The sequence below is a fragment of the Achromobacter pulmonis genome, assembly GCF_021733725.1.
Classification (GTDB): Bacteria; Pseudomonadota; Gammaproteobacteria; order Burkholderiales; family Burkholderiaceae_B; genus Achromobacter; species Achromobacter pulmonis.
Window position 1 is genome coordinate 2582343 of the sequence record NZ_JAIFOT010000001.1, and the last position, 14789, is coordinate 2597131.

The 14789-nt window shown below is 67.7% G+C and carries 12 protein-coding genes; 10 read left to right on the forward strand and 2 right to left on the reverse strand.

Going from position 1 to position 14789, the window contains the following annotated elements; all coding sequences use genetic code 11:
• Nucleotides 1-357: 357 nt before the first annotated feature.
• Together K2W61_RS11845 and K2W61_RS11850 are read right to left on the reverse strand one after the other, a co-directional pair.
• On the reverse strand, nucleotides 358-1329 hold the full coding sequence (locus K2W61_RS11845; protein ID WP_175134021.1) for a thymidylate synthase: 972 nt from the start codon (nucleotides 1327-1329) through the stop codon (nucleotides 358-360).
• Between the two features lie 47 nt (nucleotides 1330-1376).
• Nucleotides 1377-1820, reverse strand: coding sequence for an OsmC family protein (locus K2W61_RS11850; protein ID WP_006391405.1), 444 nt, complete (start codon nucleotides 1818-1820; stop codon nucleotides 1377-1379).
• 117 nt (nucleotides 1821-1937) lie between these two features.
• On the opposite strand from K2W61_RS11850, the gene coq7 reads away from it, so the two are divergent.
• From coq7 to K2W61_RS11900, 10 genes are all read left to right on the forward strand, one after another.
• Complete coding sequence (gene coq7, locus K2W61_RS11855; protein WP_175134022.1) at nucleotides 1938-2615, forward strand: 2-polyprenyl-3-methyl-6-methoxy-1,4-benzoquinone monooxygenase; 678 nt, start codon at nucleotides 1938-1940, stop codon at nucleotides 2613-2615.
• Between the two features lie 812 nt (nucleotides 2616-3427).
• Nucleotides 3428-4531 (forward strand): MraY family glycosyltransferase, encoded by a 1104-nt coding sequence (locus K2W61_RS11860; protein WP_175134023.1) that lies wholly within the window; start codon nucleotides 3428-3430, stop codon nucleotides 4529-4531.
• Between the two features lie 99 nt (nucleotides 4532-4630).
• Nucleotides 4631-5908, forward strand: coding sequence for a Vi polysaccharide biosynthesis UDP-N-acetylglucosamine C-6 dehydrogenase TviB (gene tviB, locus K2W61_RS11865; protein WP_175140381.1), 1278 nt, complete (start codon nucleotides 4631-4633; stop codon nucleotides 5906-5908).
• A gap of 14 nt (nucleotides 5909-5922) precedes the next feature.
• Nucleotides 5923-6948: an SDR family oxidoreductase gene (locus K2W61_RS11870; protein ID WP_175134025.1), complete on the forward strand. Its 1026-nt coding sequence runs from the start codon at nucleotides 5923-5925 to the stop codon at nucleotides 6946-6948.
• A gap of 1 nt (nucleotide 6949) precedes the next feature.
• The gene (gene murJ / locus K2W61_RS11875) at nucleotides 6950-8299 is read left to right on the forward strand and encodes a murein biosynthesis integral membrane protein MurJ (RefSeq protein ID WP_175140382.1); all 1350 of its coding nucleotides are present in this window, start codon (nucleotides 6950-6952) and stop codon (nucleotides 8297-8299) included.
• Nucleotides 8300-9442, forward strand: a complete 1143-nt coding sequence (locus K2W61_RS11880; RefSeq protein ID WP_175134027.1) for a glycosyltransferase family 4 protein — start codon at nucleotides 8300-8302, stop codon at nucleotides 9440-9442.
• Between the two features lie 4 nt (nucleotides 9443-9446).
• Nucleotides 9447-11378 (forward strand): asparagine synthase (glutamine-hydrolyzing), encoded by a 1932-nt coding sequence (gene asnB / locus K2W61_RS11885; protein WP_175134028.1) that lies wholly within the window; start codon nucleotides 9447-9449, stop codon nucleotides 11376-11378.
• Between the two features lie 3 nt (nucleotides 11379-11381).
• Nucleotides 11382-12497 (forward strand): glycosyltransferase family 4 protein, encoded by a 1116-nt coding sequence (locus K2W61_RS11890; protein WP_175134029.1) that lies wholly within the window; start codon nucleotides 11382-11384, stop codon nucleotides 12495-12497.
• Nucleotides 12494-13648 carry a glycosyltransferase family 4 protein gene (locus tag K2W61_RS11895; protein ID WP_175140383.1) on the forward strand — a complete coding sequence of 385 codons (1155 nt, stop codon included), beginning with the start codon at nucleotides 12494-12496 and terminating at the stop codon, nucleotides 13646-13648. Before K2W61_RS11890 ends, K2W61_RS11895 begins: the two co-directional genes overlap by 4 nt.
• Nucleotides 13645-14778 carry a glycosyltransferase family 4 protein gene (locus K2W61_RS11900; protein ID WP_236755683.1) on the forward strand — a complete coding sequence of 378 codons (1134 nt, stop codon included), beginning with the start codon at nucleotides 13645-13647 and terminating at the stop codon, nucleotides 14776-14778. Before K2W61_RS11895 ends, K2W61_RS11900 begins: the two co-directional genes overlap by 4 nt.
• The last annotated feature ends 11 nt before the right edge of the window (nucleotides 14779-14789 follow it).

A 14789-nucleotide genomic window follows, 5' to 3' on the forward strand; every position in this document is an offset into this window, starting at 1 on the left:
ACGCTGGCGATTCACATACTCTCTTGTCTGGATGGGGGGGGCGGCGCCGCCCTGCAGGCGGTCGGCGAGACCAGCGGATGAGCCGGTCACGCGGCGAGTGGCAGGCACGGCGCGGCAAGGGCCGTTCAGCAGCGACGGCGCGCAGGGCTTGCAGTACCCGCGTCCGAGGCTAAGGGATGGGTTATACCGAAAACGCGCTTCCAGAAGCTCACCAATCTTCACCTGTGCCGGGCGGGGCGTGCCCGCCACGCGGCGTCGTTGTACGCGCCTCGCATGGCCTGGGCACGCGGCGGCGACCGCGCCAGGCCGGGCGGCCGATGGCCGGTCCGCGCGAGGCGCCTTCAAGTGGCAGCCGGTTCAGACGGCCATGGGAGCGGTGAGCGGGGCGTGATGGGTGTAGCCGGCCAGCGAAAAATCGCCCGGTTCGACCTTTTCGAGCCATTCCGGTTCATAGCGGCCGGTCTGGGCGAAATCGGGGATGCGATCGGACAGCACCAGCCGCGGCGCCTCGTGCGGCGTGCGCGTCAGTTGCTCGCGCAGCATCGGCAGGTGGTTCTCATAGATGTGGGCGTCGCCGATGAAATACGTGAACCAGCGCGGCGTGTAGCCGGTCAGCCGGCCGACCAGGTGCAGCAGGGCCGCGCCTTCGGTCAGGTTGAACGGCGTGCCCAGGCCGACGTCATTCGAGCGGATGTACAGGCACAGCGAGATTTCGCGCGTGGTCGCGTTCGGCAGGAACTGATAGAGCAAGTGGCAGGGCGGCAGCGCCATTTCCTCGATCTGCGCCCAGTTCCAGCCGTGGAACAGGATGCGGCGGTCGCCCGGACGCTCGTGGATGGTGTCCAGGCACTGGCGCAACTGGTCGACCGCCTTGTACAGCAGCACCTTGGGCGCGCCGCCTTCCTGCAGGTCGGCCACCTTGGTGTAGCCGCGGGCCAGGGCATCGGCGATCTGGCCGTCGCGGCCGGCGTCCAGCAGTTTGTAGGCCGGCCATTGGCGCCATTGCACGCCGTAGACCGGGCCCAGGTCGTCCGGCCCTTCGCGGTACGGGTTGGCCAGCCATTGGGCGTTTTCGTTGGCGTTCTGGTCCCAGACCTTGCAACCCAGTTCCCGGAACGCGGCGGCGCTGCGCACGCCGCGCAGGAAGCCGACCATTTCACCGATGGCGGACTTGAAGGCCAGTTTCTTGGTGGTGACGGCCGGAAAGCCCTGCTGCAGATCAAAGCGCAGCGAGGCGCCCGGCATGCTCAGCGTGCGTATGCCCGTCCGGTTTTCCTGCCACGCGCCGGTGTCCAGGATGGATTGAACGAGGTCCAGGTATTGTTTCATGGGTACAGAATCAGAAAAGGCTGAAGTGGCGCCGGCAACGGGCAGCGTCAGGCGGCCGCCGGGGCTTCCTGGGTATCGACGATATCCACCGAGAAGGTCAGTTCGGCGGTCTTTTCAAGCATGGCGGAAGCCGAGCAGTATTTCTCGTGCGACAACTGCACCGCGCGCTCGACCGCCGCGCGCGGCAGGTTGCGGCCGGTGACGGTGAAGGCGAAGTGGATGCGCGTGAACACCTTGGGGTCGACGTCGGCGCGGTCGGCCTGCAGTTTGACGCTGCAGCCGGTCACGGCATGGCGGCCGCGCTTGAGGATCAGCACGACATCATAGGCGGTGCAGCCGCCGGTGCCGGCCAGCAGCATTTCCATGGGGCGGGGCGCCAGGTTGTGGCCGCCGCCGTCCACCGCGCCGTCCATCACGGCCACATGGCCGCTGCCGGTGCTGGCGGTAAAGAGCATGCCGTTGGGGCCGCCCCAGTCGATCGTGCATTCCATTTCTCGGGTCCTTGTGCTTGAGCGCAATCAATGGCTGATGATACCCGTTGCGTACAATTCCAGGCGTGAGAGCCCCGCCCCGCGTCAGGGGTGTGTGCCGCAATCCAGGAGTTGTCCATGTCCCCCTCCCTGTCCCCAACCGCTCCCGCCAGATTCCCGCGCCGCGCCGCGCCGCTGGACGCACTGCTGGCCGAGGCCGACCGGGCCTTGCGCGTGCTGTCCGGCAGCGCCAGCGCCGGCCGGCCCAACCCGGCCACCGCCGAGGAGGCGCCGGACACCCTGTCGGCGCAGGAAAAGCGCCATGCGGCCGGGCTGATGCGGGTCAATCATGTGGGCGAGGTCTGCGCCCAGGCGCTGTATCGCGGCCAGGCCGCGGTGTGCCGCGAGCCCGGCCCGCGCAACCTGTTGCTCGAGGCCGCTGGCGAAGAGGTCGATCACCTGGTGTGGTGCAACCAGCGTCTGGGGGAACTGGGCAGCCGGCCCAGCCTGCTCAACCCGGTCTGGTATGCCGGCTCGTTCGCGCTCGGCCTGCTGGCCGGCTACGCGGGGGCGCCGCGCAACCTGGGTTTCATGGCCGAGACCGAGAAGCAGGTCGAGGCGCATCTGGAGGGGCATTTGCGCACGCTGCCGCAACAGGATGCGCGCTCGCGCCAGATCGTGCAGAAGATGAAGGAAGACGAGGCCCAGCACCGCGCCAGCGCCGAAGCGGCCGGCGGAGTGCCGTTGCCCGCCCCGGTCAAGGCCGCCATGCGCGCGATGTCCAAGGTCATGACGACCACAGCGTACTGGATCTGAGGGCGGCGGCCCGGCGGCACCCCCCTGGGGCATCAAAATGTTGCGATGCGCAATAATTGCCGCAATCTGGTGCCGGGCGCACCTTTCTGGTGCAAATCATAGGGCGGGATTACCCGGCCAAGGCTAGGGTAAGTCCGCAAGGGGTAAACCCGTTTGGCAATAACCCGCCTTTTTTGAAAAACATTGCTGGGCGCGGCTTTGCGGGCGATGACAGCCTGCGTTGCGGCAAAAAAGCAACGCAGGCTCCGAGAGCCTGATGCGCGCAAAAAAATCTTGCATCGCACAAAAAAACCCGATACTATGCATCTCATCGGATGTTGAAACGCAGTCGGCGCGGTGCCAAACCCCGACAGCGCAGTGAGCGAAAGCGGCTCCCAACATGCCACGGTTGTCTCCTCCACCCTCCTCCTTTGGTGGATTTAGCCCGAGATCTCACGATCTCGGGCTTTTTTTTAAGAAAAATCAACGCGTCCCCAATTTCCTGAGCGCGGCGTCGAAGCGCGTTGGGGCAGGGGGCGGGAAAGGATTTCAGACGCGGCTGCCCTCCTTATGACGGACTCCGTGTTTTCCCTTGGATATTTCGCGTGCGCAGGGGCGGAAAGCTCTACAATCAATTCATGAAATCCGTATTTCCGCGGGCCAATGGCCGCGTCGCGGCACACCCCTCAACCGGGGACGCTGCGCCGGCCCGGTCCGCGGCCGTTACGTTCTGTCCCGGTGAATTGCACTTCCTTATTCCTGCCATATATGGGCGTTACACCTGCCGTCGATAATGGCCGGCCTGTCTCGATAGACCAACCAGAGGTGACCCTGTGACCTGGCTGTACATATGCGTGGTCGCGTTCATGGTGGGGGGACTCATCGTGGCGTCGGAGCGCTGGCATGGCGCCTTCACCGGCGACAGCGATCTCAACAAGCCGCAAGCGAACCATTCGCGCGCCACGCCGCGCGTGGGCGGACTGGCCGTGCTGGCCGGCACGCTCATGGGTCTGCTGGTGCTGGGGCCCGACAACATGACCCTGACCTGGCTTTGGCCGGCATTGTTCGTTTCGGCGCTGCCGGTGTTCGTGGCGGGGCTGCTCGAAGACATCACCAAGGACATTGGCGCCAGCAAGCGCCTGCTGGCCGCCTTCGCGTCCGCGGCGATCGCCTGGTGGCTGCTGGGCGGCGTCAGCCGCGTCGGCATGGCGCCGGTGGACTACATCCTGTCGTATTGGCCGGTTTCCCTGATTTTCACCATGTTCGCGGTGGGTGGCTGTACCCATGCGCTGAACATCGTCGATGGCATGAACGGGCTGGCCGGCATGGTCGCGACGCTGATGGCGGTGTCCATCAGCCTGGTCGCGCTGCAGGTGGGCGATGTGCCGATCTTCCTGGTGGCCGCGGCCCTGGCATCGGCCACGCTCGGCTTCCTGGTGTGGAACTTCCCCTTCGGGCGCGTGTTCCTGGGGGACGGCGGCGCTTACTTCCTGGGCTTCATGCTGGCCGAGCTGGCGGTGCTGCTGGTGGTGCGCAATCCGTCGGTGTCGCCGTTCTACGCCTTGGCGGTGTTGTTCTACCCCGTTTTCGAAACCGGTTTCTCGATCTGGCGCCGCCGCTTCAAGCGCGGCGTGCCGGTGGACCAGCCGGATGCCCTGCACCTGCATCAGTTGGTGTTCCGCCGGCTGGTGCGCGTGACCTTCAGCCGCGGACGCCGCCACGCGGTGCCGGCGCTGTGCAACGCCCTGGCTTCGCCCTACATGTGGGTCCTGGCCCTGATCGGCCTGGTGCCGGCCACCATCTGGTGGGACAACGCCTGGGCGCTGAGCGCCAGCCTGCTGGTCTTTGCCGGCGTGTACATCTGGCTGTATGCGCGCCTGGTGTCCTGGCGCCGGCCAGGATGGCTGCTGCTGCCGTCCGTCCTGCGGGCCGATTAAGTTTTTGGGTGCCCCGGTGATTTCCGCCGGGGGCCCGGTTATCCATCACCCCGACCATATTTAAAATGCCGTAATGGTTCTTACGGTAAAGGGAGAATTATGTTGCGTATTCAGGATGTGAAACTCGCGGTCGTCGGCCTGGGCTACGTCGGCCTGCCGTTGGCGGTCGAGTTCGGCAAGAAGCGGTCGGTTATTGGTTTCGACATCAACACCCGACGCATCGAGGCGCTGAAGGCCGGCCATGACCACACGCTGGAAGTCAGCGACGCCGAATTGGCCGAGGCCACGCAACTGAGCTACACCGCCGACCGCGCCGAGCTGGGCCAGGCCAATGTCTTCATCGTCACCGTGCCCACGCCGATCGACGAATACAAGCAACCCGACCTGACGCCGCTGGTCAAGGCCAGCGAGACCATCGGCGCGGTGCTCAAGCGCGGCGACATCGTCATCTATGAATCGACCGTGTACCCCGGCGCCACCGAGGAAGACTGCGTGCCGGTGCTGGAACGCGTGTCGGGCCTGAAGTTCAACGTCGATTTCTACGCCGGCTACAGCCCCGAACGCATCAACCCGGGCGACAAGGCGCACCGCGTCAGCACCATCAAGAAGGTCACGTCGGGCTCGACGCCGGAAGTGGCCGAGCTGGTCGACCAGCTCTACAAGCAGATCATCACCGCCGGCACCCACAAGGCTCCCAGCATCCGCGTGGCCGAGGCCGCCAAGGTGATCGAGAACACCCAACGCGACGTCAACATCGCGCTGATCAATGAACTGGCGCTGATCTTCAACAAGATGGGCATCGATACCGAAGCGGTGCTGCAGGCCGCCGGCACCAAGTGGAACTTCCTGCCGTTCCGTCCGGGCCTGGTGGGCGGACACTGCATCGGCGTGGACCCGTACTACCTGACGCACAAGGCGCAGTCGATCGGCTACCACCCCGAGATCATCCTGGCGGGCCGCCGCCTGAACGACTCGATGGGCGGCTACGTGGTGTCGCAACTGGTCAAGGCCATGACCAAGCGCCGCATCCACGTGCAGGGCGCGCGCGTGCTGGTGATGGGCCTGGCCTTCAAGGAAAACTGCCCCGATCTGCGCAATACCCGCATCGTCGACATCGTCAAGGAACTGGGCGACTACAACGTCGATGTCGATGTGTACGACCCGTGGGTGGACGCCGAAGAGGCCATGCACGAATACGGCATCACCCCGGTCACCAAGCTCGAGGAAGGCAAGTACGACGCCGTGATCCTGGGCGTGGCGCACCAACAGTTCGCCGACATGGGCGCGGCCGGCATCCGCAAGCTGGGCAAGCCGGAACACATTCTTTACGACCTGAAGTACGTGTTGTCGCCCGCCGAATCCGATCTGCGCCTGTAATAGGAGGATGTCGCATGACCACACGCTTTGAATCCGTCACCCGGGAGCTGGCCGCCGCGCCGCGCAAGTGGCTGGTAACCGGCTGCGCCGGCTTCATCGGCTCCAATCTGCTGGAAGCCCTGCTCAAGCTGGACCAGACCGTCACCGGCCTGGACAACTTCGCCACCGGCCACCAGCGCAACCTGGATGAAGTGAAAGCCGCCGTCACGCCCGAGCAATGGGCGCGGCTGACCTTCATCGAAGGTGACATCCGCGACCTCGAGGTTTGCCGTCGCGCGGTTCAAGGCGTGGATTTCGTGCTGCACCAGGCCGCCCTGGGTTCGGTGCCGCGCTCGCTGAAGGATCCGATCACCACCAACGAGGTGAACATCGGCGGGTTCCTCAACATGCTGGTGGCGGCGCGTGACGCGGGCGTCAAATCGTTCGTGTATGCCGCTTCCAGCTCGACTTACGGCGACCATCCGGCGTTGCCCAAGGTCGAGGAGAATATCGGCAAGCCCTTGTCGCCCTATGCGGTGACCAAATTCGTCAACGAGCTGTACGCCGACGTGTTCGCGCGTTCCTACGGGTTCGAGACGGTGGGCCTGCGCTACTTCAACGTGTTCGGCAAGCGCCAGGATCCCAACGGCGCCTATGCCGCGGTCATTCCCAAATGGACCGCCGCGATGATCCAGGGCGAGGACGTCACCATCAACGGCGATGGCGAGACCAGCCGCGATTTCTGCTTCGTCGACAACGCGGTGCAGGCCAACATCCTGGCCGCGATGGCGCCGGCCGAAGGCCGCAACCAGGTCTACAACGTGGCCGTCAGCGGCCGCAGCACCTTGAACCAGCTGTTCGGGTTCCTGGTGAAGGCGCTGGGCAACCAGGGCGTCGCCTACGACAAGCAACCGGTCTACGCCGACTTCCGGGCGGGCGACGTGCGCCATTCGCAGGCCGACGTCAGCAAGGCCGGCCGGCTGCTGGGCTACCAGCCCACGCATACCGTGCTGCAGGGCCTGGAAGTGGCAATGCCCTGGTACACGCAATTCCTGCGTTGATTTGAAAGCACTCATCCGCAAACTCGGCAGCATCCACCCGGATCACCAGCGCATTTTCAAGGGCGCTTTCCGGGTGGCGCTGTTTCTGCTGCTGGGCAAGGCCGCCGGCGCCATCAAGGAGATGGCGGTGGCGTACCGCTATGGCGTCAGCGATGCCGTCGACGCCTATCAGTTCACGATGACCATGGCCACCTGGCTGCCGGTCACCATCGTGGGCGTGCTGTCAGTGGTGCTGATTCCGGTGCTGGTGCGCTTGCGCCGCGCCGAGGATACCGAGCGTGAGCAATTCATCCGCGAGCTGCAAGGCTGGGTGGCGGCCGCGGGCATCGCGCTGGCCTTGTTGACCTGGTTCGCCTGGCCACAGGTGCTGGGCGCGCTGGGGCAGGGCCTGTCGGCGCGCGTCGGCGAGATGACCGGCGAGCTGTTGCTGGCCTTCGCGCCGGTGTCGGCATTGCTGCTGGTGGCGGGCATCAGCGCCGCGCGGCTGCGTTCGCATGAGCGTCACGTCAATACCCTGCTGGACAGCGTGCCGGCGGTGGCGACGCTGGCGTGGGTCATGCTGGCCGCCAGCGCCGAGAGTGTCGGACCGCTGTTGTGGGGCACGCTGGTGGGCTATGCGATCCAGACCGTGTGGCTGGCCTGGCTGGCCGCGCGCGCCGACGGAGGATTCTGGGGCGCGCCGAGGCTGACCCTGCGTTCGCCCCATTGGCCCGAGTTGATGGGCGCGGCGGGCGTGATGCTGATCGGCCAGGTGGCCATGAGTTTCGTCGGGCCGCTCGATCAATACGCCGCCGCCAACCTGGGCGCCAATGCCAATGCCACGCTGGGTTACGCCAGCCGCCTGTTGTCGCTGTTGCTGGGTATCGGCGCGGTGTCGGTGGGCCGCGCGGCGCTGCCGGTGTTGGCCGACGTGCAGGCGCGCGGCGACACGGCGCGCGCGCGGGCCATGGCATTGAAATGGTCGGTGCTGATGGTGGCGGCCGGCGCCGGCGCGGTGGCGGTGGGCTGGGTGCTGGCGCCTTGGGGCGTGTCGGTGCTGTTCCAGCGCGGCGCCTTCACCGCCGAGAATACCGCGGCCGTGGCGCATGTGTTGCGTTGGGGCCTGCTGCAATTGCCGTTCTACTTCGGCGTGCTGATCCTGGTGCAGTTGCTGGCCAGCCAGAACCGCTATCGCATCATGGCCGCCATCGCGGTCGCCAATTTCGCGTTGAAGGCTGGCCTGAATACTGTGTTGGCGCCGAAGATGGGGGCCGCGGGCATCATGCTGGCCACCAGTCTGATGTACCTGTTGTCCTATGCCTGCTACCTGGTGGTGGCCTTGCGCCGCGCCGAACCCAAAGAGGCCGACTGAATGCCCGCCGCTTCCGACACCGGCCGCGCGCAACGCGTGCTGCTGTTCATCCATTCCCTGCACGGTGGCGGCGCCGAACGCGTGGCCGCCGACCTCAGCGCGCACTGGGCCGCCATGGGCCGCGAGGTGATGGTGGTGACCCAGGCCGGCACTGATGGCGACGCCTATGCGCTGCACCCCCAGGTGCGCCGCGAAGTGCTGCACACGGCGGGCGAGGGCGGCGGCCTGCGCGGCATCTGGAGCAACATGCAGCGGGTGCGCGCGCTGCGACGTGTGGTCAAGGCGTTCCGGCCCGACATCGTGCTGGGCATGATGACCACCGCGTCGGTGCTGTCGGTGCTGGCCTGCGCCGGGCTGGGATGCCGTGTCATCGCCACTGAACACACCCATCCGCCATCGCAGACCCTGTCCGGCTTCTGGCAGCGCCTGCGTCGCCTGACCTACCCGCGCGCCGCGCGCGTGGTGGCCCTGACGCGCGGCACCGCGCAATGGCTGGAGCGGCATGTGCCGGGCTCGCGGCTGGCGGTGATCCCCAATCCGGTGCACTGGCCGCTGCCCCAGGGCGAGCCGGTGCTGGCGCCGCCAGCAGGCGCCGGCCGCAAGCGCCTGCTGGCGGTCGGCCGGCTGCACGCGGACAAGGGCTTCGACCTGCTGCTGCGGGCCTACGCGCGGCTGGCGCCGTCGCATCCGGACTGGGATCTGGTTATCCTGGGCGAAGGCGGCGAGCGCCGCGCCTTGGAGGCGCAGGTGCGTGAAGCCAGTCTGCAGGATCGCGTCCACCTGCCGGGGCGTGCGGGTAACGTGGGCGATTGGTACCAGAGCGCCGACCTGTACGTGCTGACCTCGCGTTTCGAGGGGCTGTCCAATACCTTGCTGGAATCGATGGCCAGTGGCCTGGCCGCGGTGGCGTTCGATTGCGACACCGGGCCGCGTGAAATCGTGCGCGAAGGCGTCGATGGCGTGCTGGTGCGGCCCAATGGCGATGTCGACGCGTTGTGCCGCGCGCTCGATGCGGTGATGGGCGACGAGGCCGGCCGCCAGCGCATGGCGGCGGCGGCCACGGCGGTACGCGAGCGCTTTTCCGCCGCACGCGTGCTGGGCCTATGGGAAGAACTTTTTGCTGCGGTGACCACGAGAACCTGAAATCATGTGTGGAATTGTCGGAATTTGGGGCCCCCTGGGTGACAAGGCGCAAGTGCTGGCGGAGAGTTGCCGCCGCATCCGCCACCGCGGGCCCGACAGCAACGGCTTCTGGGAAGACGCCGAAGCCGGCCTGGCGCTGGCGCACGTGCGCCTGGCGATCCAGGACCTGACCGAAGCCGGCCATCAGCCGATGGTGTCGGCTTGCGGCCGCTACGTGATGGTGTTCAACGGCGAGATCTACAACCACCTGGACATGCGCCGGCAGTTGGAAGCGTCCGGCCTGGCGCCGTCCTGGCGCGGCCATTCCGATACCGAGACCCTGCTGGCCGGTTTCACCGCGCTGGGCATCGAGGCCACGCTGCAGGCCTCGGTCGGCATGTTCGCCATCGCGCTGTGGGACCGCGCCGCGCGCAAGCTCCTGCTGGCGCGCGACCGCATGGGCGAAAAGCCCCTGTATTACGGCTACTCGGGCGCCGACCTGGTGTTCGCGTCCGAACTCAAGGGCTTGATGCCCATTCCCGGTTTCGGCCGCAACCTGAACCGCAATGCGTTGGCGTCGTTCATGCGGCATAACTACATTCCCGCGCCGCAGTCGATCTACGAAGGCATCGCCAAGCTGCCGCCCGGCACCTGGATCGAATTCACCGCCGACGACACCCGCAGCCGCCGAATGCCCGAGCCGCGCGTGTACTGGTCGGCGCGCGAGGCCGCCGATACCGCGGCGCAATCGTTGCTGTCGTTTGATTCCGACGCGCAGGCCACCGACGCGCTCGAAGGCGTGCTGTCCAAGGCCGTCGGCGGCCAGATGCTGTCCGATGTGGCCCTGGGGGCGTTCCTGTCGGGCGGCATCGATTCGTCCACCATCGTCTCGCTGATGCAGGCGCAGAGCGCGCGGCCGGTGCGCACGTTCGCCATCGGCTTCCACGAAAAAGGCTACGACGAGGCGCAACATGCCAAGGCGGTGGCCACGCACCTGGGCACCGATCATACCGAGCTGTATGTCACCGCCGACGATGCGCTGGCGGTGGTGCCGGGCCTGGCCGACATGTACGATGAACCGTTCGCCGATTCATCGCAGATCCCGACCTCGCTGGTGACGCGCATGGCGCGCCAGCATGTCACCGTGGCGCTGTCCGGCGACGGCGGCGACGAGCTGTTCGGGGGGTATTCGCGTTACTTCCGCGTCAACAACTGGTGGCAGAAGTGCGAGCGCATTCCGGCGCTGCTGCGCACCCCCGCCGGCGCGCTGCTCAGCGCCTCGACCCACCTGCCAGGCCGTGGCGCCTGGCGCGGCAAGGTCGGCAAGCTGGGCGAGTTGCTGCGGGCCGACACGCGCGGTGATTTCTACCGCTTGTTCGTGTCGTACTGGTCGGACCCGGCCCGCGTGGTCAAGGGCGCCGTGGAGCCGGTGTCCGAGTTCGCGCGGGAGATGCGCGGCTCGACCTTCGAGGCCATGATGAAGCTCGATACGGTGACCTATCTGCCGGACGACATCCTGGTCAAGGTGGACCGGGCCGCCATGGCGGTAAGCCTGGAGACCCGCGTGCCGCTGATCGACCACCGCGTCTACGAATTCGCCTGGAGCCTGCCGCACCGCTACAAGGTGCGCGGCGCCACCGGCAAGTGGCTGCTGCGCCAGGTGCTGTACCGCCATGTGCCGCAGGCGCTGGTGGACCGCCCCAAGCGCGGCTTCGCCGTGCCGCTGGCCGCCTGGCTGCGCGGCCCGCTGCGCGACTGGGCCGAGGCCCTGCTGGATCCGGCGCGCCTGCGCCAGGAAGGCTGGTTCGAACCCGAGCCCATTCTGCGCAAATGGCGCGAGCACGTGTCCGGGCATCGCAATTGGGATAGTCATCTTTGGGGCGTGCTGATGATGCAGGCCTGGCTGGACCGCTACCGCGCCGGTGGCGAACAGGGAGGAACGGTTGGGAGTCGCTGACGTATGAAGATCCTGATGCTGGTCAGTTCCATGCATGCCGGCGGCGCCGAGCGTGTGGCCGCCACGCTGGTCAATGCGTGGGCCGAGCGCGGCGACGATGTCACCCTGACGCCGACCTATTCGTCCAAGGGCAGTTGTTTCTATCCGCTGTCGGACAAGGTCAAGCTGGAATGGCTGGCGGATCTGGCGGGCACGCGCGTCTCCGGTCCGATGGCCGCGTGCAAGCGCCTGCTGGCGCTGCGCCGGCATATCTGCGACAGCGCGCCGGACGTGGTGGTGTCGTTCCTGACCAACGTCAATGTGGCCGCCATTTTGGCCACGCGCGGCCTGCGCACGCCGCTGATCGTCTGCGAGCGCACCAATCCGGTGGCTGAAACCACCACTGGCGCCGTTTGGCGCAGATTGCGCCGCCTGCTGTATCCGCGCGCCGACATGGTGACGGTGCAGGCGGCCGATACCGCCGGCCCGTTCGCGCGCCAGGTGCCGGGCATCAAGCGCCTGGCCGTGATCCCCAATCCGCTGCCGGCGCCGCTGCTGGAGGCGCCTCGGGTAGCGCAGCGCGAAGACGGCGCGCCGCGCATGCTGCTGGCGATGGGGCGGTTGGTGACGGACAAGCAGTTCGACCTGCTGATCGATGTGTTCGCGCAACTGGCGCCCGAATTTCCGGACTGGAACCTGCGTATCTGGGGCGAAGGCCCCGAGCGCGGCGCGCTGGAGCGCCAGGTCGAACGCCTGGGACTGCAGGCGCGCATCAGCCTGCCGGGGCGCACCGAGACGCCCTGGGAAGAACTGGCCCAGGGCCAGGCCTTCGTGCTCAGTTCGCTGGTGGAGGGCTTTCCCAACGTGTTGCTGGAGGCGATGGCGTTGGGCCTGCCGTGCGCCGCCTTCGATTGTCCCAGCGGCCCGCGCGAAATGACGCGCGACGGCCAGGATGCCCTGCTGGTGCCCGCTGGCGACCGCGAGGCGCTGCGCGAGGCGCTGCGCCGCCTGTTGGGCGATGCGGCGTTGCGCCGGCAACTGGGCGAGCGGGGCGCTGATGCGGTGCGCCAACGTTATGCACTGGCCAGCGTGCTGGCGGAATGGGATGAATTGTTCGAAGCCGTGAGGGAAGGGCGATGAGCGCCGCCTTGCGCATCGTCCATGTGATCACCGGCCTGGGCCAGGGCGGCGCGGAGTCCGTGTTGTGGCGGCTGGCCACCTTTCCCGGGCAGGACGTGGAACACATCGTTGTGTCGCTGACCGACGACGGCCTTTATGGCGAACGGCTGCGCGCGACCGGCGTTGCCGTGCATGCACTGGGCATGCCACGCGGCCGCATCACGCCGGGCGGCTTCATGGCCTTGCGCCGTTTCATCGCCGGCGCCAAGCCCGATGCGGTGCAGACCTGGATGTATCACGCCGACCTGATCGGCGGCCTGGCGGCGCGCCTGGCGGGCGTGCGCGCCATTGCCTGGGGCATCCGCAATTCCGGCGCCCATCTCGAGCGCAGCAGCCGTTCGGCCCGCATGGTGCTGCGCGCCTGCGCACTGCTGTCGGGCGTGCTGCCGGGCGCCATCGTGTGCGCTGCGCAGGATGCCGCCGAACGGCACGCGGCCAAGGGCTATCGCCGCGACCGCATGGTGGTGATCGCCAACGGCTACGACCTGTCGCGCTACGCGCCCGACGCGGCGGCGCGGGCGCGGGCGCGGGCCGAGTGGGGGCTGGACGGCGATGTGCCGGTGATCGGCTGCGTGGCGCGCTGGGATCCGCTGAAAGACCACGCCAACCTGCTGCGCGCGGTGGCCGCGCTGGTGCGCGACGGCCGCGACGCCGGGTTGCGCTGCGTGCTGGTGGGGCGCGGCATGACGGCCGACAATCCGGCGCTGATGACCTGGGTCGACAAGCTCGATCTGCGCGAGCGGCTGGTGCTGGCGGGGCCCAGCGATGACGTGCCGGCCGTGATGAACGGGCTGGACCTGCACGTATTGTCCAGCTGCGCCGAGGGCTTTCCCAACGTGGTGGCCGAGGCCATGGCCTGCGGCGTCTATTGTGTGGCGACGGACGTGGGCGATGCCGCCTACATCATCGGCGATACCGGCGTGGTGGTGCCGCCCGAACAGCCCGAGGCGCTGGCGCGCGGCATCGAGAGTGCGTTGCGCGAGGTGGCCGCGCGCGGCCGGAGCCGCGCCGGCGAGGCCGGCCGTGCCCGGGTGCTGGAGCACTTCGACCTGGCGCGCATGGTGCAGAACTACATCGCGGTGTGGCGCCGCCTTGCCGGAGCCTCGGCATGAGCCCGGCCCGCCGCCTGCTGTTCGTGGTCAACAATCCGGCGTTCTTCATGTCGCATCGGGTGCCTGTGGCGCTGGCCGCGCAGCGCGCCGGCTACGACGTGCACGTGGCCACGATGGATGGCCCCGCGGTGGCCGATATCGAGGCGCTGGGCATGACCCATCACGTGGTCCCGATGACGCGCAGCGGCAAGCATCCCTTGCAGGAATTGGGCACGCTGCTGTCATTGCTGCGCCTGTTCCGCCGGCTGCGGCCGCAGGTGGTGCACCTGGTGACCATCAAGCCGGTCCTGTACGGCGGCATCGCCGCGCGCCTGGCGCGCGTGCCGGGCATGGTGGCGGCGATCTCCGGCCTGGGTTTCGTGTTCCTGTCCAATTCGTTGAAGATGCGGCTGGTGCGCGCAGTGGTGGCGCGGCTCTACCGCCTGGCGCTGGGCCATCGCAACAGCCGCGTGATCTTCCAGAATGCCAGCGACCGCGATCTGCTCCAATCGCTGGGCGCGGTGCGCGATGAGCAGGTGGTGCTGATCCGCGGCGCCGGGGTCGACCTGGACCAGTACCGCGCGCTGCCCGAACCGCCGGCGCCGCCGGTGGTGGTGACGATGGTGGCGCGCCTGCTGCGCGACAAAGGGGTGCGGGAATTCGTGCAGGCCGCGCGCCTGCTGCGCGAGCGCGGCGTGGACGTGTCGATGCAGTTGGTGGGCGGAGTGGATGCGGGCAATCCGGCCTCGGCGACGCCGGCCGAGGTCCAGGCCTGGCAGCGCGAAGGCTGCGTGCAGGCCCTGGGCGAGCGATCCGATGTGCCGCAGCTCTATGCGGCCTCGCATATTGCGGTGCTGCCGTCCTACCGCGAAGGCTTGCCGAAGTCGCTGATCGAGGCCGCGGCCTGCGCGCGCGCGGTGGTCACCACCGACGTGCCAGGCTGCCGTGACGCCATCGATCCGGGCAAGACCGGGCTACTGGTGCCGGTGCGCGACCCGCAGGCGCTGGCCGACGCGATCGCCCGCCTGGCCGATGATCAGGCCCTGCGTCAGGCCATGGGGACAGCCGGGCGTGCCCTGGCTGAACGCGAATTCAATATTGAGCGCGTCGCCCGCCTCCACGTCGAGCTGTACGACACGCTCAGCGCCTGAGGCGGCCGCCG